This window comes from Microbispora sp. CA-102843, from assembly GCF_050936215.1.
Lineage (GTDB): Bacteria > Actinomycetota > Actinomycetes > Streptosporangiales > Streptosporangiaceae > Microbispora.
On sequence record NZ_JBNJNF010000001.1, the window covers coordinates 5,933,697 to 5,955,004 of the forward strand.

The 21,308-nt window shown below is 69.5% G+C and carries 21 protein-coding genes; 3 read left to right on the top strand and 18 right to left on the bottom strand.

The annotated features are described in order from the left end of the window. Positions 1-172 precede the first annotated feature (172 nt). Positions 173-694, bottom strand: coding sequence for a flavin reductase family protein (locus ACQEVJ_RS27480; protein WP_433105873.1), 522 nt, complete (start codon positions 692-694; stop codon positions 173-175). Positions 695-866: 172 nt separating this feature from the next. Here ACQEVJ_RS27480 and ACQEVJ_RS27485 point away from each other — a divergent pair, with 172 nt between their 5' ends. Both ACQEVJ_RS27485 and ACQEVJ_RS27490 read left to right on the top strand, forming a co-directional pair. Next, positions 867-1,883 carry an LLM class flavin-dependent oxidoreductase gene (locus ACQEVJ_RS27485; protein ID WP_433105875.1) on the top strand — a complete coding sequence of 339 codons (1,017 nt, stop codon included), beginning with the start codon at positions 867-869 and terminating at the stop codon, positions 1,881-1,883. A gap of 149 nt (positions 1,884-2,032) precedes the next feature. Next, positions 2,033-2,689, top strand: a complete 657-nt coding sequence (locus ACQEVJ_RS27490; protein WP_433105877.1) for a TetR/AcrR family transcriptional regulator — start codon at positions 2,033-2,035, stop codon at positions 2,687-2,689. Positions 2,690-2,804: 115 nt separating this feature from the next. On the opposite strand, the gene ACQEVJ_RS27495 is transcribed toward ACQEVJ_RS27490, so the two are convergent. The 12 genes from ACQEVJ_RS27495 to ACQEVJ_RS27550 all read right to left on the bottom strand — a co-directional run bounded on the left by ACQEVJ_RS27495 (position 2,805) and on the right by ACQEVJ_RS27550 (position 14,558). Beyond that, positions 2,805-3,299 carry a DoxX family protein gene (locus ACQEVJ_RS27495; RefSeq protein ID WP_433105879.1) on the bottom strand — a complete coding sequence of 165 codons (495 nt, stop codon included), beginning with the start codon at positions 3,297-3,299 and terminating at the stop codon, positions 2,805-2,807. Next, a complete protein-coding gene (locus ACQEVJ_RS27500) occupies positions 3,300-4,088 on the bottom strand; it encodes a crotonase/enoyl-CoA hydratase family protein (RefSeq protein WP_433105881.1) in 789 nt (262 codons plus the stop codon). A 91-nt stretch (positions 4,089-4,179) separates the two neighbouring features. Beyond that, the gene (locus ACQEVJ_RS27505) at positions 4,180-4,794 is read right to left on the bottom strand and encodes a TetR/AcrR family transcriptional regulator (protein ID WP_433105883.1); all 615 of its coding nucleotides are present in this window, start codon (positions 4,792-4,794) and stop codon (positions 4,180-4,182) included. A gap of 69 nt (positions 4,795-4,863) precedes the next feature. Next, positions 4,864-6,255 carry a phosphotransferase family protein gene (locus ACQEVJ_RS27510; RefSeq protein ID WP_433105885.1) on the bottom strand — a complete coding sequence of 464 codons (1,392 nt, stop codon included), beginning with the start codon at positions 6,253-6,255 and terminating at the stop codon, positions 4,864-4,866. Next, on the bottom strand, positions 6,248-7,432 hold the full coding sequence (locus ACQEVJ_RS27515) for an acyl-CoA dehydrogenase family protein (protein WP_433105887.1): 1,185 nt from the start codon (positions 7,430-7,432) through the stop codon (positions 6,248-6,250). Before ACQEVJ_RS27515 ends, ACQEVJ_RS27510 begins: the two co-directional genes overlap by 8 nt. A gap of 42 nt (positions 7,433-7,474) precedes the next feature. Further along, a complete protein-coding gene (locus ACQEVJ_RS27520; protein ID WP_433105889.1) occupies positions 7,475-8,251 on the bottom strand; it encodes an SDR family NAD(P)-dependent oxidoreductase in 777 nt (258 codons plus the stop codon). A 28-nt stretch (positions 8,252-8,279) separates the two neighbouring features. Further along, entirely contained in the window at positions 8,280-9,026 is a 747-nt protein-coding gene (locus tag ACQEVJ_RS27525; RefSeq protein WP_433105891.1) for an enoyl-CoA hydratase/isomerase family protein, read from the bottom strand. Further along, on the bottom strand, positions 9,023-10,198 hold the full coding sequence (locus ACQEVJ_RS27530) for an acyl-CoA dehydrogenase family protein (protein WP_433105893.1): 1,176 nt from the start codon (positions 10,196-10,198) through the stop codon (positions 9,023-9,025). Before ACQEVJ_RS27530 ends, ACQEVJ_RS27525 begins: the two co-directional genes overlap by 4 nt. An 18-nt stretch (positions 10,199-10,216) precedes the next feature. Next, positions 10,217-10,969, bottom strand: a complete 753-nt coding sequence (locus ACQEVJ_RS27535) for an SDR family NAD(P)-dependent oxidoreductase (protein WP_433105895.1) — start codon at positions 10,967-10,969, stop codon at positions 10,217-10,219. Next, positions 10,966-12,174 (bottom strand): thiolase family protein, encoded by a 1,209-nt coding sequence (locus ACQEVJ_RS27540; RefSeq protein ID WP_433105897.1) that lies wholly within the window; start codon positions 12,172-12,174, stop codon positions 10,966-10,968. Before ACQEVJ_RS27540 ends, ACQEVJ_RS27535 begins: the two co-directional genes overlap by 4 nt. An 87-nt stretch (positions 12,175-12,261) precedes the next feature. Then, the gene (locus ACQEVJ_RS27545) at positions 12,262-13,452 is read right to left on the bottom strand and encodes an alpha/beta hydrolase (protein WP_433105899.1); all 1,191 of its coding nucleotides are present in this window, start codon (positions 13,450-13,452) and stop codon (positions 12,262-12,264) included. Then, positions 13,449-14,558: a homogentisate 1,2-dioxygenase gene (locus tag ACQEVJ_RS27550; RefSeq protein ID WP_433105901.1), complete on the bottom strand. Its 1,110-nt coding sequence runs from the start codon at positions 14,556-14,558 to the stop codon at positions 13,449-13,451. The genes ACQEVJ_RS27545 and ACQEVJ_RS27550 overlap by 4 nt, the downstream gene beginning before the upstream one ends. A gap of 440 nt (positions 14,559-14,998) precedes the next feature. Between ACQEVJ_RS27550 and ACQEVJ_RS27555 the strand changes: the two genes are divergently transcribed. Beyond that, positions 14,999-15,667, top strand: coding sequence for a GntR family transcriptional regulator (locus ACQEVJ_RS27555; RefSeq protein WP_433105903.1), 669 nt, complete (start codon positions 14,999-15,001; stop codon positions 15,665-15,667). Between the two features lie 197 nt (positions 15,668-15,864). Here ACQEVJ_RS27555 and ACQEVJ_RS27560 read toward each other — a convergent pair whose 3' ends face one another. The 5 genes from ACQEVJ_RS27560 to ACQEVJ_RS27580 form a co-directional block, all read right to left on the bottom strand. Next, complete coding sequence (locus ACQEVJ_RS27560; protein WP_433105905.1) at positions 15,865-16,254, bottom strand: nuclear transport factor 2 family protein; 390 nt, start codon at positions 16,252-16,254, stop codon at positions 15,865-15,867. Then, positions 16,251-17,402 carry an SMP-30/gluconolactonase/LRE family protein gene (locus tag ACQEVJ_RS27565; protein ID WP_433105907.1) on the bottom strand — a complete coding sequence of 384 codons (1,152 nt, stop codon included), beginning with the start codon at positions 17,400-17,402 and terminating at the stop codon, positions 16,251-16,253. The genes ACQEVJ_RS27560 and ACQEVJ_RS27565 overlap by 4 nt, the downstream gene beginning before the upstream one ends. Positions 17,403-17,453: 51 nt before the next feature. Next, positions 17,454-18,992, bottom strand: a complete 1,539-nt coding sequence (locus tag ACQEVJ_RS27570) for a class I adenylate-forming enzyme family protein (protein ID WP_433105909.1) — start codon at positions 18,990-18,992, stop codon at positions 17,454-17,456. Positions 18,993-19,008: 16 nt separating this feature from the next. Further along, positions 19,009-20,190, bottom strand: coding sequence for a CaiB/BaiF CoA transferase family protein (locus ACQEVJ_RS27575; RefSeq protein WP_433105911.1), 1,182 nt, complete (start codon positions 20,188-20,190; stop codon positions 19,009-19,011). A gap of 212 nt (positions 20,191-20,402) precedes the next feature. After that, positions 20,403-21,296: a hydroxymethylglutaryl-CoA lyase gene (locus tag ACQEVJ_RS27580; RefSeq protein ID WP_433105913.1), complete on the bottom strand. Its 894-nt coding sequence runs from the start codon at positions 21,294-21,296 to the stop codon at positions 20,403-20,405. Positions 21,297-21,308 lie beyond the last annotated feature (12 nt).

Genomic DNA, 21,308 nt, shown 5'->3' on the forward strand with positions numbered 1-21,308 from the left:
GGCAGCGTCATCGTGCGTTGAATGATGTGCGGGAGCTCGCCGCGAAAGGACGGCATCGGGTACCGGGGTCTCCTCAGCCCACGTCAGAAGGGGCTGGTGTGGCTTGTGATAGTAAGTTCAGATTCAGGAAAGAACAAGAGTCTCTTGTGAAGTCCGTCACCGGCGTACGGGCTCAGCCCGAGCGGAGGAGCCTGGCGTATCGGCCGCGATAGTAGAGCAACGGCTCGGTCCGCCCGGTTCCGCCGAGCCGCACGACCCGGCCGAGCACGATGTCGTGATCGCCGCCCGGATAGACGGATTCGATCTCACACTCGATGTGCGCCAGCGCGTCATCGATCAACGGCGCGCCGGCCAGGCCCGGCCGCCAGGAGATTCCGGCGAACTTGTCGTCCCGGCGCTGGGCGAACACATCGCTCGTACGCCGCTGAGACTCCGAAAGGATGTTGACGCAGAACGCCCCCGCCGACCGGATCTGCCGCCAGGTGACCGACGCGACCGACGGGCAGAAGGCGACCATGGGCGGAGTCATGGACAGCGACGTGAACGACTGACAGGTGAAGCCGACCGGGTCTCCCCCGGACATCCCGCTGATGACGACGACGCCCGAGGCGAAACACCCCAAGGCGTCCCGGAAGGTTCGGGAATCGATCTCAGTCGCCGGAGACGCCTGCATCACTTCAGACGGGTCCTCCATCGGGTTCCTCCTTCACGATGGGCCGGCCGCCTCCGCATGGGACGAGGCGGTCGCGGTCGCGCTATTGCCGTGGCCCGGGCGACCCAAGCCCTTGACCAGGGCGCAGAACAGAAACTAACATCAGTTTCAGTTTTGCAACAAGGCCCGTCTCTGGAAAGGACTGGATGCAGCGGTGAAACTGGGAGTACTGAGCCTGGGAGACCACCTGCCGAACCCGCACGACGGACAGCGCGTGCCCCAGGCAGCCCGGCTGCGATCGGTGGTCGACAGCGGAGTGAGGGCCGAGGAACTCGGGTTCTCCATGATCGCCATCGGCGAGCACCACTTCAACGACTACATCGTGTCGTCGCCGCAGCTGCTCCTGAGCGCGATCGCGGCACGCACCGAGCAGATCCGGCTGGCCACCGCGGTGACCCTCCTCCCCATGCTCGACCCGGTGCGGGTCGCCGAGGACTTCGCGACGCTTGACCTGCTGTCGCAGGGCCGCCTGGAACTGGTGGTGGGGCGGGGCATCTCGCCGGAGCACTACCTGGCGTTCGGCTTCGATCCCGAGGACGCCAAGAGGAATCTCGAGGAGAAGCTGGCGCTCCTGGTTTCCCTGTGGTCGGACGACCAGCCCGTCACCTGGTCCGGGAACTACCGGAGCCCGCTCCATGAGGTGACGGTGCAGCCACGGCCCTTCAACGGCGTGCCGCGGGTCTGGATGGGAACGGGCATGAGCGAGGAATCGGTGCGCCGTGCGGCCGAAAGCGGCCTCCCGCTGATGCTTCCGAGCATCTTCAAGCGCGCCGAGGAGTACCGGCCCCTGGTGCAGCTGTATCGAGAGATCATGGCTTCGGCCGGACGGGCCGCCCAGGCCCTCGTGGGCTGCTGCAGCCATGTGCACGTCGGCCCGACCAGCCAGGCGGCACGCTCCGGATGGCGGCCGTACCTCCTGCAGTACCTCGACTGGGGGAACAGACTGCGCGGCGTGCGGCTGGAAGTGGACTACGACCGCTTCATCGAAGGTCCGGCCGTCTGCGGCAGCCCCGCCGAGGTCGCCGAGCGCCTTCTCTCCATCGAGGAGGCCCTGAAGCCGGACATTCACCTGTCGGTCTTCGATCTCGGTGGTCTGCCGGACGCCGACCTCGCCCGCACCATGGAACTGTTCGCCGGCGAGGTGATGCCGAAGGTCCAGGCGGTCCCCTGAACCAGGGGCGTGTCGCCCGCGTGGCGGGTCGCGGGCCCCGGTCCGCCCGCGGCGGCGTCGGGGATCTGCCGCACAGGCCTCGCGAGCCGTCGCGGCGGATTTCCCGGACAGAACGATCAACGACGACTTGGGATATGGGGTTACGGTCAGTGCAGGAACGGTCGGGCGCGCTCGAACGGACGGATCTGGGGCCGAAGGGCCTACGCACCGAGCGGTCGCTCAAGGACGCCGCGCGTCGCGTGTTCGCCCGCGACGGATACGTGAACGCCAAGATAACCGACATCGCCGTCGAGGCGGGAAAGTCGCCCGCGTCGTTCTACAACTACTTCCAGAACAAGCGGCAGATCCTCGAAGCCCTGCTCGACGACTTTATGGAGGCGCTGAACGACCGCACTCTCTTGCTGACGCAGCCGGGGACCGCGCGATACGAGTCGCTCCGCGCCGCGGTTCAGGCCTTCTGGCAGACGTACCAGGACTTCCTGCCCGAGCTGGTCGGCGTCACCCAGGCAGCGGCGGTGGACGAGGATTTCATGCGGGTCTGGCTGCGCGTGCGGGAGCTGGGTGTCCAGAACATCGCCCGGGCGGTCGCGGCGGCACAGCGCAACGGCCGGCTACCGGCCCGGCTGGACGCCATGATGGCCGCCTCCGCCCTGTCGTCGATGCTCGAGCACTCGTGCTACCTCTGGCTCGGCATGGGCGTGGCCACTCTCGGCCGGCCGTCCACGGACGAGACGGCCATCGAGACGATCGCCACGCTGTGGTACCGGGCGCTCTGGTCCCCGGACGAGGCCGGCGCCGGAGACTGAGCGCCCCGCCGCCGCCACGCCGGCGGCTCGTCCGCCTGGTCGTGATCGTCTCGCTGCCGAGTGCGTCAGCGGCGACCGCCTGGCGTGGGACGAGCACCCCGGATACCGACCGGCGTCACCTGGCCTGCGCGCGCCGGGCGATCACCGGTGCCGCGCCCAGAACCCCGAGGGCGAACGCGGCCCACCCGGTCCACGGCCTGGCCAGTTGCCAGCCGATCAGGCCGTCGAGGCTGTAGCGGCCCGGGCCGCAGAACCCGAGCGCGAGGGCGATCAGGCCGTACATGAGCGGCAGTTCGAAGCCCTTGCCGGTCGCCCACAGGCCGTTCCGCCAGTGCACGGAGGCGGCCACGAGCATCGTGGCGAGCATGCCCGCCGCGGCGAGAGGCGTGAGGAGACCGACGACGACGCCGAGACCGGTGGTGATCTCCATCACTGCCGCCACCAGAGCCATCTGCCGACCCGGCCGGTATCCGACCTTCTCGAAGATCGAGGCCGTCTTGGCGAGCCCGTCGCCGTCGAGCCAGCCGAAGGACTTCTGGAGTCCGTGGCCGAGAAGCAGGAGACCGGCCACGACGCGCAGGACGAGCAGGCCCGCGTCGACCGAGGCCATCTACCGCCCCCGCCACACCGGCGGGCGCTTCTCCGCGAACGCGGTGGCGCCCTCCTTCGCGTCCTCCGAGGCGAAAACCGGCTCGATGATCTGGTCCTGCCGCTCCCAGCCTTCGGCGATCGACCAGTCCGGGCTGGAGCGGACGATCTTCTTCGTGGCCGCGACCCCGAGCGGGCCGTTGGCGGCGATCTTCTCGGCCAGTTCCAGGGCACCCGCGAGCGCCCCGCCCGCCGGCACCACCCGGTTCACCAGACCCACCTCGAAGGCGCGCTGTGCGGTGATCGGCTCACCTGTGAGCAGCATCTCCATGGCGACCACGAACGGCACGCGACTCGGCAGCAGCAAAGCGCCCCCCGCCGCCGCCACCAGTGAGCGGCTGACCTCCGGAACGCCGAACCTGGCCGTCTCGCCCGCGACGACCAGATCGCACGCCAGCAGCAGTTCGAACCCGCCAGCCAGCGCCCAGCCCTCCACCGCGGCGATCAGCGGCTTCCGCGGCGGGGTCATGGCGATCCCGGCCAGGCCCCGGCCCTCGATGGACGGCCTCTCGCCGCGCAGAAACGCCTTGAGATCCATTCCGGCGGAGAACGTCCCACCGGCACCGGTCAGGACACCGACCCGCAATTCATCGGAAGCGTCCATCTCGTCGACCGCGTCGGCGATGCCCTGGGCGACGGCCGCGTTCAGGGCGTTCTTCGCCTTCGGGCGGTTGATGGTGATGATCTGCACGCCGCCGCTGCGCTCGACGAGGACTTCCTTCGTCTCGCTGCTCTCTTCTCGCGTACTCATTTTCAACCTTTCATTATTGTCGGATGGAGTCGGAGTTTTGCGGCGGCATGACGGGGCTCAGCGCCTCGGCGGCGAACCCGTGCTTCTCCGGTCAACCGCCCGCGGAGGACGCCGATCCCCAGGACGGAGCGTCCTGCCGGATGCCCGCGAGGAACGTGTCGCAGAAGACGTCCGCGACGGCCCGCGGCGGCAGCGCCGCCTCCCTCTTCAACCACACATAGGAGTAGTTGAACATCCCGAGTATTCCTTTCAGAATCACGGGATCCGGCGACTTCTTGAATTTCCCCTTGGCCACCCCGGCGTTGAGCGCACGCAGCCATACCTGCTCGTACTGCTTGCGCAAATCGAGCATCGTGTCCCTGCGCTGGCCGGTGAGCGCGTTGAAGTCACGATAGTGGACGGTCCATTCGAGAACGTGGTCCGCGACATTCTCCATAAGAGTGCGGGCCAGTTCCCGCAACCGTTCCTCGGGATCCTCCGTACGCGCTTCGATGTCGTGGGCGGCGTCGACCATCAACCGCAACTGAGAAGTGCTGATCTCGAACAGCAGCGCCTCTTTGCTGCCGATGTGGTGATAAAGGGCACCGCGCTGGAGACCGACGGCCGCCTCGAGCTGCGACATTCCCGTCCCGTGGTAACCGTGTTCCGCGAACAACTCGGCGGCGACGCGCAGAATCCGAGCTTTCTGCGATGACTCGCGGACCATTAACCTGCCGATCTCTCTAGGGGATAAGGCCTGCCGATCAGCGCCGGCGTGAAGGTACGATACGGGTTTTCACTCCCCCTTCGGGGAGTCAGGGTGCCCCAGGTAGCTCGGATTGGCGACGAGAAGCTTGTCGTGCACCGTCTCGGCCACGGCCCATGCGACCTCCGCCGGCTCGGCGGCACCGGAGCGGATCGCCGACGCGAGGTCCGCGTCGCTCGCGAACCCGAGACGACCGAGCCGCCGTCGGTGTCTGTCCTCCAGCTCCGCACCGAGCAGGATCTCTCGCCGGGCGATCCGGATCGCGTTGGCCGCGACCCGCGCCATGAAGCGCGGCGAACCGGCGGGCAGCGACTCCCCGAGATCTTTCTGGAGGGAGTCGGCCACCACGGCGAGCAGCCGGTCCGCGTCCGGCGCGTCGTGCGGCGCGCGGCCCGTCGCGGCCGTGCCGGCCGCCTCGGCCGCCACCGTGTCGGCGGTGGCCAGCGGGTCCCGGACGGCGCCCGGCCGGGTCAGGCCAAGCGCGAGCAGCAGGTCGAATTCCGCCTCGCATACCCGGCGGCCGATGACGGCGTGCTCGAGGGAGTTCCGCCTCCCCTCCAGGTATACGGCGGCCTGCTGACGGCAGATCAACACCCAGCGCAGGGTTCCGTACACCTCCCACCAGTGCAGCTGCTCGTCCGAAGGGCGCCAGCCCGCCACTCGCTCGTATCCGTCGAGAAGCTGCGCCCTGGTCCCGAAGCCGCCGACCGGGAGCGCCGCACCGAACCGCCATGCCTTGACGCACAACCAGCCAAGGTCCTCGATCGGGTCGCCCCGATGGACCAGCTCCCAGTCCAGGACGGCCCGGATGCCCTCGGGCCCGACGATGGCGTTGCCGTTGCGGAGGTCGCCGTGCACCACGGCGTCGGGAGCCTCGGCCCTGGGGTGGTCGCGGAGCCATCGGATTCCGAGCTCGACCGCGGGCCGGGGCGTGTCGTACCTGTCGGACAGCGCGCGCAGCGCGTCGATCGGATCCTGGCGGGGCAGCGAGCCCAGATCGGCGACGGGAATCGAGTGGATCCGCGCGGCGATGCCGCCGAACTCGACCGCGAGCGCCGAGCGGACGGCGGCATACTCCTCGTCGCGCAGCAGTCTGCGCGGGATCGTCTCGCCCACGATGTGGCTCATCACGATGTACGGGTGTCCCCCGAGCGACGGGCCGCTGTCCACCACCTCCGGGACCGGCACACCGGCGGCGGCGGCCGCCACCATTGCCCTGGCCTCGTTCTCCATCGCCACGACGCCGTCCGGACCTGACGGATCCCGCCGGAGCACAAGGTCCCGGGTGCCACCGCCGGTCTCGGCCGTGAATCGCATGGTCTGCCGGCTGGCACCGCCCGGCATCGTGCTCGGGACCGTCACGGTGACCGGCTCGCCCCACACACGGCTCAGCCGCGCCTGGATCTCCGAACGATCAGTCATCATGATCCGTCAGCCATGGGGCGCGGGAGGGATCGGCCAGCAACCGGCGCGCGACGACCATCCGGTGGACCTCGTCCGGACCATCGTAAATCCGGGCGTAGCGCGCCTCCCGGTACATCCCCTCCAGAGGTGTGTCGTCGGTGACGCCGAGCGCGCCATGGACCTGAATCGCCCGGTCGATGACGTTGTGCAGCATGCGCGCGGCCCAGAACTTGATGATGCTGATCTGCACCCGGGCCTGGCCGTCCCTGTCGTACTGCTTCGCCGCGTCCAGGGTCATGAGCCGCGCCGCGTGGATCTCCGCCGCCGACTCCGCGATCAGCCGCTGGATCTCGCCCTTCTCGGCCAGCAGAGATCCGTGCGCGTACCGGGAGCCGGCCCGGTCGACCATGAGCTCGAACGCCCGCTGTGCCTGGCCCAGCCAGCGCATGCAGTGGAAGATGCGGCCGGGCCCGAGACGGACCTGGCCCACCTTGAATCCCTTGCCGCGCTCGCCGAGCAGGTTCTCCTTCGGGACCCGCACTCCGGACAGGCGGATCTCGCAGTGGTCGCCGCTGGTCGAGCCCATTGTCCGCAGCACCCGCACCACCTCGAATCCGGGAGTGCCGGCGGGCACGATGATCGCGGACAGCGCGTTGTGGCCGTCCACGTCGTCGGGTTCCGTCCGTGCGAAGACGGTGGTGAACGCGGCGGTCGAGCCCCCGGTGGTGAACCACTTGTGCGCGTCGAGGACCCACTCGTCGCCGTCCAAGCGGGCCGTCGCCCGGATGAGGGTCGGGTCGGACCCGGCGACCTCCGGCTCGGTCATCCCCGTGCTCGGCGTGATCTCCCCCGCGACCAACGGCCCCACCCAGCGCTTGCGCTGCTCCTCGGTGCCGAACCGGTGCAGCATGATCGCGTCCTGCATCGACAGCGTGCCGGCGGCGGTCTGGCCGTACTTCGACCGGCCGATGATCTCGTTGACCAGAGCGAACTCGTAGAACGGCAGGCCTCCGCCGCCGATTTCGGCCGGATGACCCAGCGCCCAGAGGCCCTGCTCCTTCGCGCCGGCCTGCAGTCGCCGCATCGTCGCTGCGGCTTCCTCGCCGCCCGCCTCCAAGGACGGTTCGGCCGGGATGACCTCCCCGTCGATGAATCTCCGCATCGCCCGGCGGAGCCGCGGCCCTGCGCTGCTCATGAACATCACTCCCGAAATGGTGGCCGACCGTGTGGCTGACGGTTACTTCGGCGGAAGCCGGACGCCGGCGTCGATCCGGATGACCTCGCCGTTGATGTAGCTGTTGGACAGCAGCTCCCAGGCGAGGCTGGCGAACTCCTCAGCCTGACCGAGCCGTCGGGGGAACACCACGTCCTTGGCGAGCTTGGCCTTGAACGCGTCCGGGTCCGGCACGGTGTTGTAGATCGGCGTGTCGATCAGCCCCGGGGCGATGGTGTTTACCCGCACCCCCACGACCCCGAGGTCACGCGACAGCGGCAGGGTGAGGCCGACCACGCCGCCCTTGGACGCGCTGTAGGCGGCCTGCCCGATCTGGCCTTCAAACGCCGCGACCGACGTCGTGTTGACGATGGCGCCACGCGCGCCGTCAGCGTCGGGTTCGTTGCGGGACATCGCGGTCGCGGCGAGACGCACGACGTTGAAGGTGCCGATCAGGTTGACCTCGACGACCTTGCGGAAGGCATCGAGGCTGTGTGCCGAGGCGTACTCGCCGTCCTTGCCGATCGTCCGGGACAGGCTCGGAATCCCGGCGCAGTTGACGACGGCACGCAGTGGGGCCTGCGCCGCCGTGGCGTCGATCGCAGCGATGACCTGCTCGGTGTCGGTCACGTCCGCGGCGAGGAACCGGCCGTCGATGTCGGCGGCGACCCGCTTTCCGTTGTCGGCGTCGAGGTCGATGACGGTGACCTTCAGGCCCTTGGCCGCCAGAAGGCGGCTGGTGGCCTCTCCGAGTCCGGACCCGCCGCCGGTGACGATAGCCGAGCTACCAGTCAGATTCACCTGTGTCTCCTTGAGCTTCATGAACGGCTTACTGCTTGCGGAGGAAGGCGGCGATCATCGCCTGCGCCTCGGGAGCGGAGATCACGTCCACCTGGTTGACGATCTCCGCTTCGAGCGCGGCCGCGAGGTCGGTCTCCCACGCGTCGTTGAGCAATGACTTGGTGCCGGCGAGGGCTCTGGGCGCCAGGCCGCGAAGCCGGTCGGTCAGCGCGGCCACCTCGGCTGGCAGCCGGTCCTGCGGGACGACCGCGTTGATCATCCCCCATTCCAGCGCGGTCGCCGCGTCCAGGGAGTCACCGAGGAACGCCAGCTGGCGAGCCCTCCGGCCCCCCACCAGCCGGGGCAGCAGCCAGCTCGCCCCGCTGTCCAGCGACAACCCGCGCCTGATGAACAGCTGCAGGAAGCGGGACCGGTCGCTGGCGATCACGAAATCGCAGGCGAGGGCGAGGTTCGCGCCGGAACCCGCCGCGATGCCGTCGACCACGGCGACGGTCGGGACCGGCGCCTCGTGCACGGCCAGGACGCACCGGTTGGAGACCCTGATCCGATCCGGCAGGCCGCCGAGGTCGTCGAGCAGGCCGCCGACGTCCGATCCTCCGCAGAACACGCCGCCGGCCCCGGTGAGCACCACGACCCGGACTTCCGGGTCCGCGGACAGCTCCGCGAGGGTGACGTCCAGCGTGCTCCACATGGCGTCGGTCATCGCGTTGAGCTTGTCCGGGCGGTTCAGCGTGATCGTCGCGACGCCGTCCCGGACCTCGCGGTCGACGCTCATACCCGCTCCGCCTTGGCCGGCGAGTCGATGGACCGGCCGATGATCTCTTTCATGATCTCGTTGGTGCCGGCGTAGATGGTCTGCACCCGCGCGTCGAGGAAGGCCCTGGCGACCGGGTACTCCTGCATGAATCCGTAGCCGCCGTGCAGTTGCAGGCAGCGGTTGACCACGTCCTGCTGCAGGTCGGTGGTCCACCACTTGGCCTTGGCGGCATCGTCGGCCGTCAGCTCGCCCGCCACGTGCCGGCGGATGAGGTAGTCCACGTACACCTGGGCGACCTCGGTGGCCGTGGTGAGCTCGGCCAGCACGAACTTGGTGTTCTGGAAGGAGGACAGCCTCTCGCCGAACGCGGTCCGCTCGCGGCAGTAGTCGATCGTCCACTCCAGTACGGCACGGGCCGCGGCGATCGCCGACACCGACAGGGCGATCCGCTCCTGCGCGAGGTTCCGCATGAGGGTGCCGAACCCGGTCCCCGGCTCGCCGAGCAGGTTCTCCGCCGGGACGCGGGCGTCGTCGAAGAACAGCTCCGCGGTGTCCTGGCTCTTCAGCCCGATCTTCTTGAGTGCGCGGCCCCGCTTGAACCCCGGCGTGCCCTCCTCCACCACGATGAGGCTCATCCCGCGGTGGCGCTGCGCCGGATCGGTCTTGACCGCCACGATGACCAGGTCGGAGTTGAGCCCGTTGGTGACGAACGACTTGGAGCCGTTGAGCACGTAGTCGTCGCCGTCGCGGATCGCGGTGGTCCGGATCGACGCCAGGTCCGACCCGGTCCCCGGCTCGGTCATGGAGATCGCGCCCATCGTCTCCCCGGTGACCATCCCGGGCAGCCACCGGGCGCGCTGCGCGGGGGTCGTGACGGTCATCAGGTAGGGCAGCACGATGTCGTTGTGCAGGGTGATGCACATGCCCGAGCCGATGACGTTGGCCCGTTGCAGTTCCTCGGAGATGATCACGTTGTACCGGAAGTCCGGCTCGCCGAGGCCGCCGTACTCCTCCGGCACCGCCATCCCCAGGAAGCCGCCCGCGCCGGCCGCGAGGAACATCGATCTGTCCACGCGTCCCCGCTCCTCCCACTTCTCGTGGTAGGGCTCGATCTCGGTCCGCACGAACGCCCGGAAACTGCTCCGGAAGTCCTCGTGGGTGTCGTCGAACAGGTCACGATGTACGGCCATGCCGTCCCTCCTCCTGGTTCATCGCGCGGTCCAGCCCCCGTCGACGGCGATGGTCTGCCCGGTGATGAACGCCGATCCGGGGCCGGCGAGCAGCAGAAGGACCGCGTCCAGTTCCTCGGGCCGCCCGGGGCGGCTCATAGGGGTGTTGCGCTCGATCCACCGGCGCGCGGAGTCGTCGGCGAGCATCCGCTCGGTCAGCTCGCTGGGGAACCAGCCGGGCGCGATCGCGTTGACCCGCACGCCGTTGCGCGCCCATTCGCAGGCCAGGTGCCTGGTGAGGCTGATCACCGCACCCTTGGCCGCGCCGTACGCCGCCTGCGGGACGGGAGCCGAGGCCACCATGCCGAGGATCGACGCGATGTTGACGACGGACCCGCCGCCCCGGGCCGCCATGGACTTCCCGGCGAGCACGCTGAGCTGGAACAACGCGGTCAGGTCGACGTCGAGGGTCCGGCGGAACGACTCGATCGGCTGTTCGAGGGCGGGGCGCGAGTCGGCCCAGCCGGCGTTGTTGACCAGGACGTCGATCCCGCCCAGCTCGTCGGCGCGCTCGATCAGCCGCGCGCAGTCGGCGTCATCGGTGACGTCGCACCGTTGGGCGAGGACGCCGTCCTGCTCGGCGACCAGTTCGTCGAGCAGCTCCGTCCGGCGGGCGGCGGCGATCACGGTCGCGCCGGCGCGGGCGAGCACCAGGGCGAACCGCCGCCCGAGCCCGCTCGACGCGCCGGTGACGACCGCGACCTTGCCGCTCAGGTCGGTGAAACCGCTCATGCGACTCTCTCGATGATCGTAGCGTTGGCCATGCCGCCGCCCTCGCACATCGTCTGCAGGCCGAAGCGGCCCCCCGTGCGCTCGAGCTCGTGGAGCAGCGTGACCATCAGCTTGGCGCCGGAGGCGCCCAGCGGATGCCCGAGGGAGATCCCGCCGCCGTTGACGTTGACCTTGGCCGGGTCGGCGCCGGTCTCGCGCTGCCAGGCGAGGACCACCGAGGCGAAGGCCTCGTTGACCTCGAACAGGTCGATGTCGCCGGCGCTCATCCCGGCGCGGTCCAGGACGCGCCTGGTGGCGGGGATGGGCGCGGTCAGCATCTCGACCGGGTCGGCGCCGACGACCGTCATGTGCCGGATCACCGCACGCGCGCGCAGGCCCAGGGCTCGCGCCCGGTCGGCGCTCATGATGAGGAGCGCGGCCGCTCCGTCGACGATCTGCGAGGAGTTGCCGGCGGTGATCCGGCCCTCCGGCACAAAGGCCGGCTTGAGCGCGGCCAGCGCCTCCATCGAGGTCTCGCGGATGCACTCGTCGACGGTCAGCGTCCCGCCCGGCACGGCGACCTCGCCGGTCTCCCGGTCACGCCGCTTGAGCGCGACGGGAACGATCTCACGGGCGAACCGGCCCTCGTCGCGGGCGGCCGCCGCGCGCTTCTGGCTGAGCAGGCCGTAGGCGTCCAGCTCCTCCCGGGTGATGCCCCACCGGTCCACGACGAGCTCGGCCGAGATGCCCTGCGGCACCAGGCCGGTGTAGCCGTACGCCTCGCGGTCGGCGTACCGGCTCTGCGCCGCCTCGCCGTACACGGCGCGGATGTCGCCGCCGGGAGCGTTGGAGAACATCGGCACGGTCGACATGCACTCGATGCCGGCGGCGACCACGACGTCACACGTCCCGGCGAGGATCGACTGCGCGGCGAAGTGGACGGCCTGCTGGGAGGAGCCGCACTGACGGTCGACGGTGGTCGCGGGGACGGTCTCCGGCCAGCCGGCCGCAAGGACCGCGGTGCGTCCGACGTTGGTGCTCTGCGGGCCGTTCTGGGTGACGCAACCCATGATCACGTCGTCGACGATCGCGGGGTCGATGCCGCTCCGCTCCTGGAGCGCGGTCAGCGTCTGGGCGGCGAGCTCCGCAGGGTGCCATCCGGACAGAGAGCCGTGACGCTTGCCCGCAGGCGTGCGCACCGCCTCCACGATCACTGCTTCGGACATGGGGGAAACCTTTCTGATCTGCGCCCGGACCGGAGGCGGCGCCGCGGCCGGAACTGCTTCAGGGGCCTGTGGAACAAGGGGGCCGGCTCAGAGCCGCCCGGCGAAGCCGCGCTCGGCCAGCCACGAAGTGACCACTCCGATGGCCTCGTCGAGCTTGGGCCGCTGGTCGGGGCCCGCGTAGTAGTGCGTCGCGCCCTGGACCACGTACAGCGTCTTGTCCGGGTGCCCGACCGCCTCGTAGAGGCGGTTGGTGTGGCTCGGCGTGCAGGCGTCGTCCGCGCTGTTGCCGATGACCAGCGCCGGGATCTCCAGGTCGGCGGCGCACTTCAGGCCGTCGCCGTTGGCGTCGTCGTAGCTCCACTGGGACAGCCAGCTGCGCAGCGTGCTGAACCGGGCCAGCCCGACAGGGCTGTTGTTGACGATCCTCGGATCGCCCAGATAGCAGCGCCCCGGCACCCGGTCGTTCGGATCGATGGCCGGGTCGAGCCAGCGCGGGTCGGCCATGGTGCCGTGCACCACGAAGGCACGCTCCTCGAACTCCCGGCCGGAGCCACGCAGGTATTCCAGCTGCGCCTTGACCCAGGCGGTGATCCTCCGGTTGCGGGCGATCTGCGCCGCCCGGTACCGCTCGACGAACTCCTCCGTGTACGGCGGCTGGTTGGGGTTCTTCGGGCTGTAGAGGTCCAGTTCCGGATCTCGGATGTCCGGGTTGGACTCGTCCAGGATCGACGCGTCCAGCCACTCGGTCATCGTGCCGTGCCGGCTGACGTGCGCGGCGAGGATCATGATCGCGTCGGCGGGGATCAGGTCGAGCTGGGTGAGGTCAGGTGTGCCGCCGGCGGGGGGCGCGGTGACCGTCGGGTGCTGCGCCTGCTGCTGGTAGAACAGCGACAGGGACCCGCCGCCGCTCCAGCCGGCAAGCACAACCTTGCGGTAGCCCAGGCGCTCGCGGGCGTCGCGGACGCACGCCCCGAGATCCTGCACCACCTTCTCCATGATCAGCGCGCTGTCGACCCCGCGGTAGCGGCTGCCGCAGTAGATGACGTGGTGGCCCGCGCGGGCCAGTCCGTTCATCATCGGCAGGTAGGCGCCGCCACCGATGGGATGCATGAACACGATGACCGTGTCCGACTCCACCCCGCGCGGCCGCAGCAGGTAACTCTCCAGCGCCACGATCTCGCCCGGACCGCCGTAGGTGTCGCGGTAGGCGGAGTTGTCGTCGAAGATGACGAGGTACGGGATACGGTCGTAGCCGAACTTCTTGTCGTCGGCGCTCATATCTGGACCTCCGGGTCGGAAACGCTCGCCGCGGCGCGCACGGCCTCGCTCGGCACCAGACGCCGCCGCGTGTCCACCGCGATGATCTTCCACTCGACCCGGTCGTACTGGTCGAACTTGCGCCGGGCCCGCTCGCGCGCCTTCTCCGGGGCGCCGTGGTGGACGCCCTGCGGGGCGTGCGAGATCAGCCCGGGCGGCATGTCGATGCCGAAGACGTTGCCGCCGTGGAAGAAGGCGATCTCGTCGTAGTCGACGTTGCGGTGGTACCAGGGGTAGCGCTCGGTGCCCGGCACGCCCTCGGCCGGCCGGGGCAGGAAGTTCATGACGTAGACGCCGGTCGCCTGCATGAACAGGTGCACTGTGGGGGGCAGGTGCACGCTCTCCGAGGTCAACACGGTGTAGTCGTCGATGTTGAAGGTGAACGGGAAGTTGTCGCCCCGCCACCCCTCCGCGTCACAGGGATCATGCGGGTAGAAGATCGAGGTGTGCTGACCGGAGTGGTACAGCCGCACCTCGTACTCCTCGCGCCCGTCGTCCTCGACCACGCTCGCCTCGGGGATCACGACGAGCGCGCTGTCGAAGGGGAAGTGACGGCCGAGCACACCGGCCTCCGGAACGCGGAACTCCTCGGTCGCCTGAACGATCAGGACGCACGTGTCGCGGCCGTCCGGGATCTGACGGTACGTCGTCGACTTGGGGATGTAGACGTAATCGCCGGGGCGGTAGGTCAGCTCGCCGAACTCGGTGACGAACTTCCCGGTGCCGCGGTGCACGAAGTGCAGCTCGTCGCCGTCCACGTTGCGTACGTAGAACGGCGGGGCCTCGCCGCGCTTGCTCAGGGAGATGCGGCAGTCGGCGTTGTCGAACAGCAGCAGCGGCTCACCGCTGGGATCGTCGGCGTCGGTCGGCGACAAGGCGTCCGTGGAGACGTCGACGCCGGTGAGCGGCCCCTCGCTGCGGAACTGGGTGGGGTCGTGGCGGCGGTAGAAGTGCGCCGTACGGCCGGTGAAGCCGCCACGGCCGAGCTCGTCGTCCTTGAGGCCGTCGAGGTCGGCATGGATTCTCCGGGGAGTCGTCCCCTTGCGCAGCTGGACGAATGACTCCACTGATTCGTCTCCCGTCTCCGTCCGAGAAGACCGGACGGCTCGCATTCGGCATCCCGGACAGAGTCAACAGAATGTACCGACTGATCAGTACAGTACTCAGGTCGTATAAACGCGTCAACTGCCTCGTTCGCTGACCGGCACTGGTTCTTGTGTTGTACTGTCTGGTCGGTCAGACTCCACGACTGCACTAACGCGCACTGGACCAAGCACCCGATCCATGCCGGATCATGCCTGTTTGGGCAAGGATGTCGCAGTCTCAGCCTGCCATGACCGGCGCGCTGCCCTGACCCCCTATCCGGACGAGGTCGGCGGCGCCGGCAAGACGTACACGGAGGAGCAGGGGCAGGGCGCGCGGCGGGCGCCTCCCCCGGAGCGCGGCGTGAGTGCCATGGGCCGACGTGGTTGCATATATCAGCGGAACCGCACCGGAGGCAGACACGATGACCAGACCATCGGACAAGGTCTACGAGGACCTGCGCCGACGCATCCTCACCGGCGCCCACCAGCCGGGTGAGTGGTTGCGGGAGGAGGGTATCGCGACCGCCCTGAACGTGAGCCGTACCCCGGTCCGGGACGCGCTGCGCCGTCTGCAGGCCGACGGCCTGATCGAGTTGCACCCGAATCGCGGGGCTCGGGTGGCCGGGTTCGCCGATGCCGATCTCGACGACATCTTCAGCATGCGCGCACTGCTGGAGGGGTTCGCCGCGCACCGGGCGGCCGAGCGCGGCGGCGGTGATCCGGCCGTGGTCACCGAGCTGAGCGGGCTGTGCGACGAGATGGAGGAGCTGGTGCGTACCGGCGCCCCGGACGCCTACGACCGGATCACCGAACTCAACATGCGATTCCACCGCACGCTGCACCGCGCGGCCGGCAACGCGCTGCTGCCCGGCCTGCTGTCCGGCGTCATCGAGATCTCCCTCGTTCGCCACACCTTCCACCACTACACGCCCGAGGAGATGCAGCGAAGCTTCAGCCAGCACCGCGAACTGGTCGAGGCCGTCATCACGCGCGACGGCACCTGGGCGGAATCGGTCATGACCGCGCACGTCCTCGCGGCGCGGGCGTCGCTGCGCCGCCGCATGAACCATCAGCAGGCGATCCACCCCTGAACCGGCCCCTGGGTCACATCTGACAGAACCATGCCCTGCCGCGCGCCCCCGGTGGCGGCCGGCCGCGCTCTGTCCGCGAAAGCTCCTCTCGCGGGCGGCGATCGGCATTCGTCCTCGGCACGCTCGTGGCGTACCGACTAATCGGTACAGCGGGTGGCGGCCGTACCGAGAGGGTACGGCCGCCGCCGGTCGGCTCGTCAGGTGTCTCGCCTGGCAGCCGCCAGCCGTGCGTTGAGCGGCGTGGGATCGACGTACTCCTCGATCCGGTAGACGAGCCCGTCGTCACAGCGGACGCGGAGCATGGCCGGCATGCGGAGGCCCTCGCACTGCCCACCGAGCTCGACCACGTGCTGCTGCACGAACCCGTCCTCCAGCAGGATCCGCCGCACCTCCACGTACCGCAGGGGCCCGGCCTTGCGGGCGAGCCAGGCCAGCAGCCGCATGCTCTCGTCACGCGTCTGCGCGACGTCGTCGTAGTTGTGCCACACGACGGCGTCCTGGCTGTAGAGCGCGTCGAGTTCGGCCAGATCGCCCCGGGAGACCGCCTCGAAGAACCGGTCGGCCAGGGCGGACACTCCGGAGCTCACCGCGGGCTCCCGGAAGCGAAGTTGAGCTTGAGTCCCGGCCGCTTCCAGTCCACCTTCAGCAGCTTGCCGGTGCTGGAGGCGGTGATGTACGCGGTCCGCATGTCCCGGCCGCCCCAGCAGATGTTCGTGATCCCCGGGTCGCCGTCGACGGCGATCGGGACGAATTCCACCAGCTCGCCGTGCGGGTTCACCACGGAGATGCCGGCGTGGATCATCGACGCGACGCAGACGTTGCCGTTGGCCTCGACCCCGAGGGAGTCGAAGTTGGTGTAGTCCGGCGCGGTGTAGAGGAAGTTGCCACCGCCGGATCCGCCGAGTGACTTGCCTCCCTTGACCACCCCGGGGGCCGTCACGTCCCACCACCACACCCGCGCCGTGTACGTCTCGCTGACGTAGAGGCGCTTACCGTCAGGGGACAGGCCGATGCCGTTCGGGCCCTCCATTCCGCCGGCGATCTGCTTGATCGACCTGCCGTCCGGGGTGGCGTAGAACAGGCGCCCCTTGTCGCCGGTGCTCCCGTCGCTCTTGCCGTGGTCGGTGAAGTAGAAGCCGCCCGCGGCGTCGAAGACCAGGTCGTTCGGCCCGCGCAGCGGCTTGCCCTCCGCTTCGGTGTAGAGCGTCTGCACCGCGCCGGTCGACAGGTCGACCGCCTGGATGCTGCCGCTGGTGTAGTCGGCCGGGATTCCACCGGCGAAGACGAATCCCCCCACCTCGAAGGCGTACATGCCGCCGTTGTTGGCGACGTAGACCCGGCCGTCCGGGCCGAGGGCGGCGCCGTTGGGCCCCCCGCCCAGCTCGGCCACGACCGAGGTCTTCCCGTCCGAAGTGATCCGGGTCAGCGTCTTGCGGTGGATCTCGACGACGACGACGTCGCCGTTCGGCAGGGCGACCGGGCCTTCGGGGAACTTCAGCCCGGTTGCCAGAACGGTGATGGCCACTTTCTTTCCCTTCCCATGCTTCTTGCCTTTGTCGTCGCCCTTGCCGGGCTGAGCCGCGGCTGCGGCACCGGTCGTGCCGAGCAGCCCGGCGCCTGTGATGCCGGCCACCGCCATGCCGCCGATCAGTGATCGGCGGGAGAGCCGGCGCGGCGACGCGGGTTCGTGGTCCGCGTCCCTTGATGCGGGGACGTTGAAATCAGGCACGGTCACCGGCCTTCGATCGGGGGAAGTGGTCATCTGGAAACGGAACTCGCCGGAAGGTCACTGTCCGGCGCCGAACTGGTCGCGGAGATCGCCCTTACGGATCTTCCCGCTGACCGTCTTCGGGATGGAGTCGACGAAGAACACCTCGCGCGGCTGCTTGTAGGACGCGAGCCGGCTCTTGCACTGGGTCACGATCTCCTCGGCCGAAACGCGCTGCCCCTGCTTGGCCACGACGACGGCGGCGACCTTTTCGCCCCACACCTGGTCCGGAAGGCCGATGACCGCCGCCTCCGCGACGGCCGGGTGCTCGTAGATGGCGTTCTCGACCTCGCTGGAGTAGACGTTCTCACCGCCAGAAATGATCATGTCCTTCTTCCGGTCGACGATGTAGAGGAAGCCCTCCTCGTCCTGCCGCGCGAGGTCGCCGGTGCGGAACCAGCCACCATCGAAGGCCTCCTTGGTCGCCTGCGGGTTGTCCCAGTAGCCGGTCGTCACCTGGTCGCCCCGGACCACGATCTCGCCGACCTCGCCGTAGGCGCAGTCCTCCCCCGCGTCGTCCACCACGCGCACGTCCACCAGGGACATCGGCTTTCCGACGGCGTCGAGCAGGTGCTCCTCGCCGTTGGCGGCCCGGATGTGCGCCTCCTTGCCGAGGGTCAGCATGTTCCCGCCGAGCTCGGTCATCCCCATGCCGGCGTAGACGATCGGCCCGAACCGCTCGATCGTCTGCCGCAGGATGTCGGCCGGGATCTTGGAGGCGCCGTAGCCCATCCATTCCAGACTGCCGAGGTCGTAGTCCCGGATCTTCGGATGCGCCAGCAGCATGGCCATCATCGTCGGCGCGAACCCGCCGCTGGTGACCCGATGGTCCTGGACCAGCCGCATCCACTGCTCCGGATCCCATCCGGACATCATCAGAACCGACCCGCCGTAGAACTGGTTCACCGGCGTGAGGTATCCGGCGACGTGGCACAGCGGCATGGCGTTGAGGTATGCGGTCCGCGGCGTGGGGTCGTACTCGAGCACCGACTGGATCAGCGCGGTGCAGAGGTTGCGGTGGGTGAGCTGGGCGCCCTTGGGGAATCCGGTGGTCCCGCTGGTGTACAGCAGCCATGCGACGTCGTCCTCGCCGACCCGGATCGCGGGCGCGCTCGGCGCGGCGGCGCCGAGCAGGTCCTCGTACGTCCGCACGCCCGGCACCGGTTCACCGATGACGATGATGTGCTCGACCGTGGACAGTTCGCTCCGGTGGTCGGCGATCACCTCCAGGTACGGCCGGGAGACGAGGACGACCCTGGCGCGGGCGTTGTTGAGGATCCACACCCACTCCTTCGGGTGCAGCCGGTAGTTGAGCATGGTCAGCGCCATGCCCGCCGCGGGAACGCCGTAGTAGGCCTCGACGTACTCGGGGCTGTTCTCGGACAGGATGGCGATCCGGTCTCCCTGCGACGCGATCCCCAGCAGCCCGTTGGCCAGGCGCATCGCGCGCTCGTACAGCTCGGCGTAGGTTCGCGACCCCGAGCCGTCGACCATGAGCAGGGCGTTCCGGTCCGGGTTCCGCGTCGCGTTGCGGCGCAACACGTCGTTGATGAGCATGCCGTTCTCCTTGGAGTCAGCGCTGGAGGTGAGTGGCGGAACCGCGGTCGACGACCACGCGCCGGTCGATGAGGCAGGAGATCTGGTCGCGGTCGTAACCCGCCGCGAGCAGCAGCTGGAGGGAATCCCGTCCGGGGACGGGCGGCGGCGCCGGCGCGGCCGCCGGGGTGCGGCTGAACCGGGGCGCGGGGGCCGGGTGGACGACCCCGTCGACCTCGACGAACGTGCCGCGTTCCCGGTTGTGCGGATGGCCGGCGGCCTCGCCGAGCGAGACGACCGGGGTCACGCACGTGTCGGCCCCGTCGAACACCTCCAGCCACTGCGCCCGCGTCCGGCCGGCGAACGCCTCCGCCAGGCACTCCTTCATAGCGGCCCAGTTCGCGGGATCCAGCCGGTCGCCTCCGAGCCGGGGATCGCCGGCGATGCCGAGAGCGCCGACCAGAGCCGCGTAGAACTGCGGCTCGGCGGCGCCGACCGCGACGTACTCGCCGTCCGCACAACGATAGGTGCCGTAGAAGGGTGCACCGGAATCGAGCACGTTGGTGCCGCGCTGATCGTTCCAGGTGCCCGCGGCCCGCATTCCGAACACGGTGGCGAGCAGCAGCGCCGCGCTGTCAACGATGCTCGCGTCGACAATCTGCCCCCGCCCCGATCGCCGGGCCTCGAGCAGCGCACAGACGATCCCGAAAGCCAGGAACGTTCCGCCCCCCGACTCACCGAGGTAGTTCACCGGCGGCACCGGAGCCTGCCCGGCGAGGCCGATGGTGTGCAGCGCGCCGGTCAACGAGATGAAGTTGATGTCGTGGCCGGCCCGGTCGGAGAGCGGACCCCGCTGACCCCACCCCGTCATGCGCCCGTACACGAGACGGGGGTTGCGCGCGTGGCAGTCCGCCGGGCCGATGCCGAGTCGTTCTGCCACACTGGGGCGGAAGCCCTCCACCAGCACGTCGGCGTTCTCGACGAGGCGCAGCACGATCTCGACGCCTTCGGCCGCCTTCAGATCCACCGCCAGCGATCTGCGACTGCGTTCCGAGACGCGGAACCGGGGGTCGTCCAATCCGGGCAGTGGCTCCACGGGGTCGAGGCGGTCGACGCGGATCACCTCGGCGCCCATGTCCGCGAGCAGCATCGCACCGAACGGCGCAGGGCCGATCCCCGCGATCTCCACTACACGCACACCTGCGAGAGGCCCACTCACGCCAAACTCCTTGTTGTACCGTTCGGTCGGTACAGAGATGTAACCACACGCGCATCAGCGCGTAAAGGCTCTGAAACAGGTCGGAAGCGGTGCCGACGAGCGTTCGGGCCGCGGGGCGCCGTCACAGGGCGCGCGCCGCTCACCCGCTGTCCGCCGACATCGGACCGCCGGGTCGCCCGGCGGTCGATGTCAGGTACGGAACGCGCCGTGGCTCACGCCGCGGGGCGGGGAAACCTTCCGGTGCGCAGCAACTGGCCGGGCAGCGGCCTGCCGAGCACCTCGGTGATCCAGGCGGAGACCGACAGCAGCTCGTCGAGATCGATGCCGGTGTCCACGCCCTGCCCCTCGAGCAGGTAGACGAGATCCTCCGTGGCGATGTTGCCCGTCGCGTTCGGCGCGAACGGGCAGCCGCCGATGCCGGCGACGGAACTGTCGAGCACCGACACGCCCGCTTCGAGCCCGGCGATCGCGTTGGCGTAGCCGGTGTTGCGGGTGTTGTGCAGATGCAGGCCGAGCGGAATCCCGAACCCGGCCGCCCCGGTGAGCAGCCGGGTCACCTGCCGGGGCACGCCGACCCCGATGGTGTCGGCGAAGATGATCTCGTCCACGCCGGTGGCAGCGACCCGTTCGGCGATGGCCAGCACGCGCCCCGGATCGACCACGCCCTCGAAGGGACAGCCGAAGGAGGCGGCCAGGGTGGCGCTGGCGCGCCGCCCGTCGGCGTGCGCCGCCTTGACGATCGCCTCCGCCTCGGCGATCGACTGCTCGACGTCGCGGCCCTGGTTGCGCCGGTTGAAGGTCTCGGTGACGCAGAACGCCATCCGGGCCTCCACGCACCGGGTGTCCGCCAGCCGGGTGTAGCCGCGCTCGTTGAGCACCAGGGCGACGTGGTCGACGCCGTCCACCGGCTTGGCGAGGGCACAGACCTCCTCGGCGCCGGCCATCCGCGGTACGCGCGACGGGTTGACGAAGCTGGCCACCTCGACGGCGGCCACCCCGGTGCCGGACAGCCGGTCGACGAACTCGGCGCGCCGCTGCGGGCTCAGCTCCTCCGGCTCGTTCTGCAGGCCGTCACGCGGGCCCACCTCGCAGATTCTCACGGTCACGGCCTTCCGCTC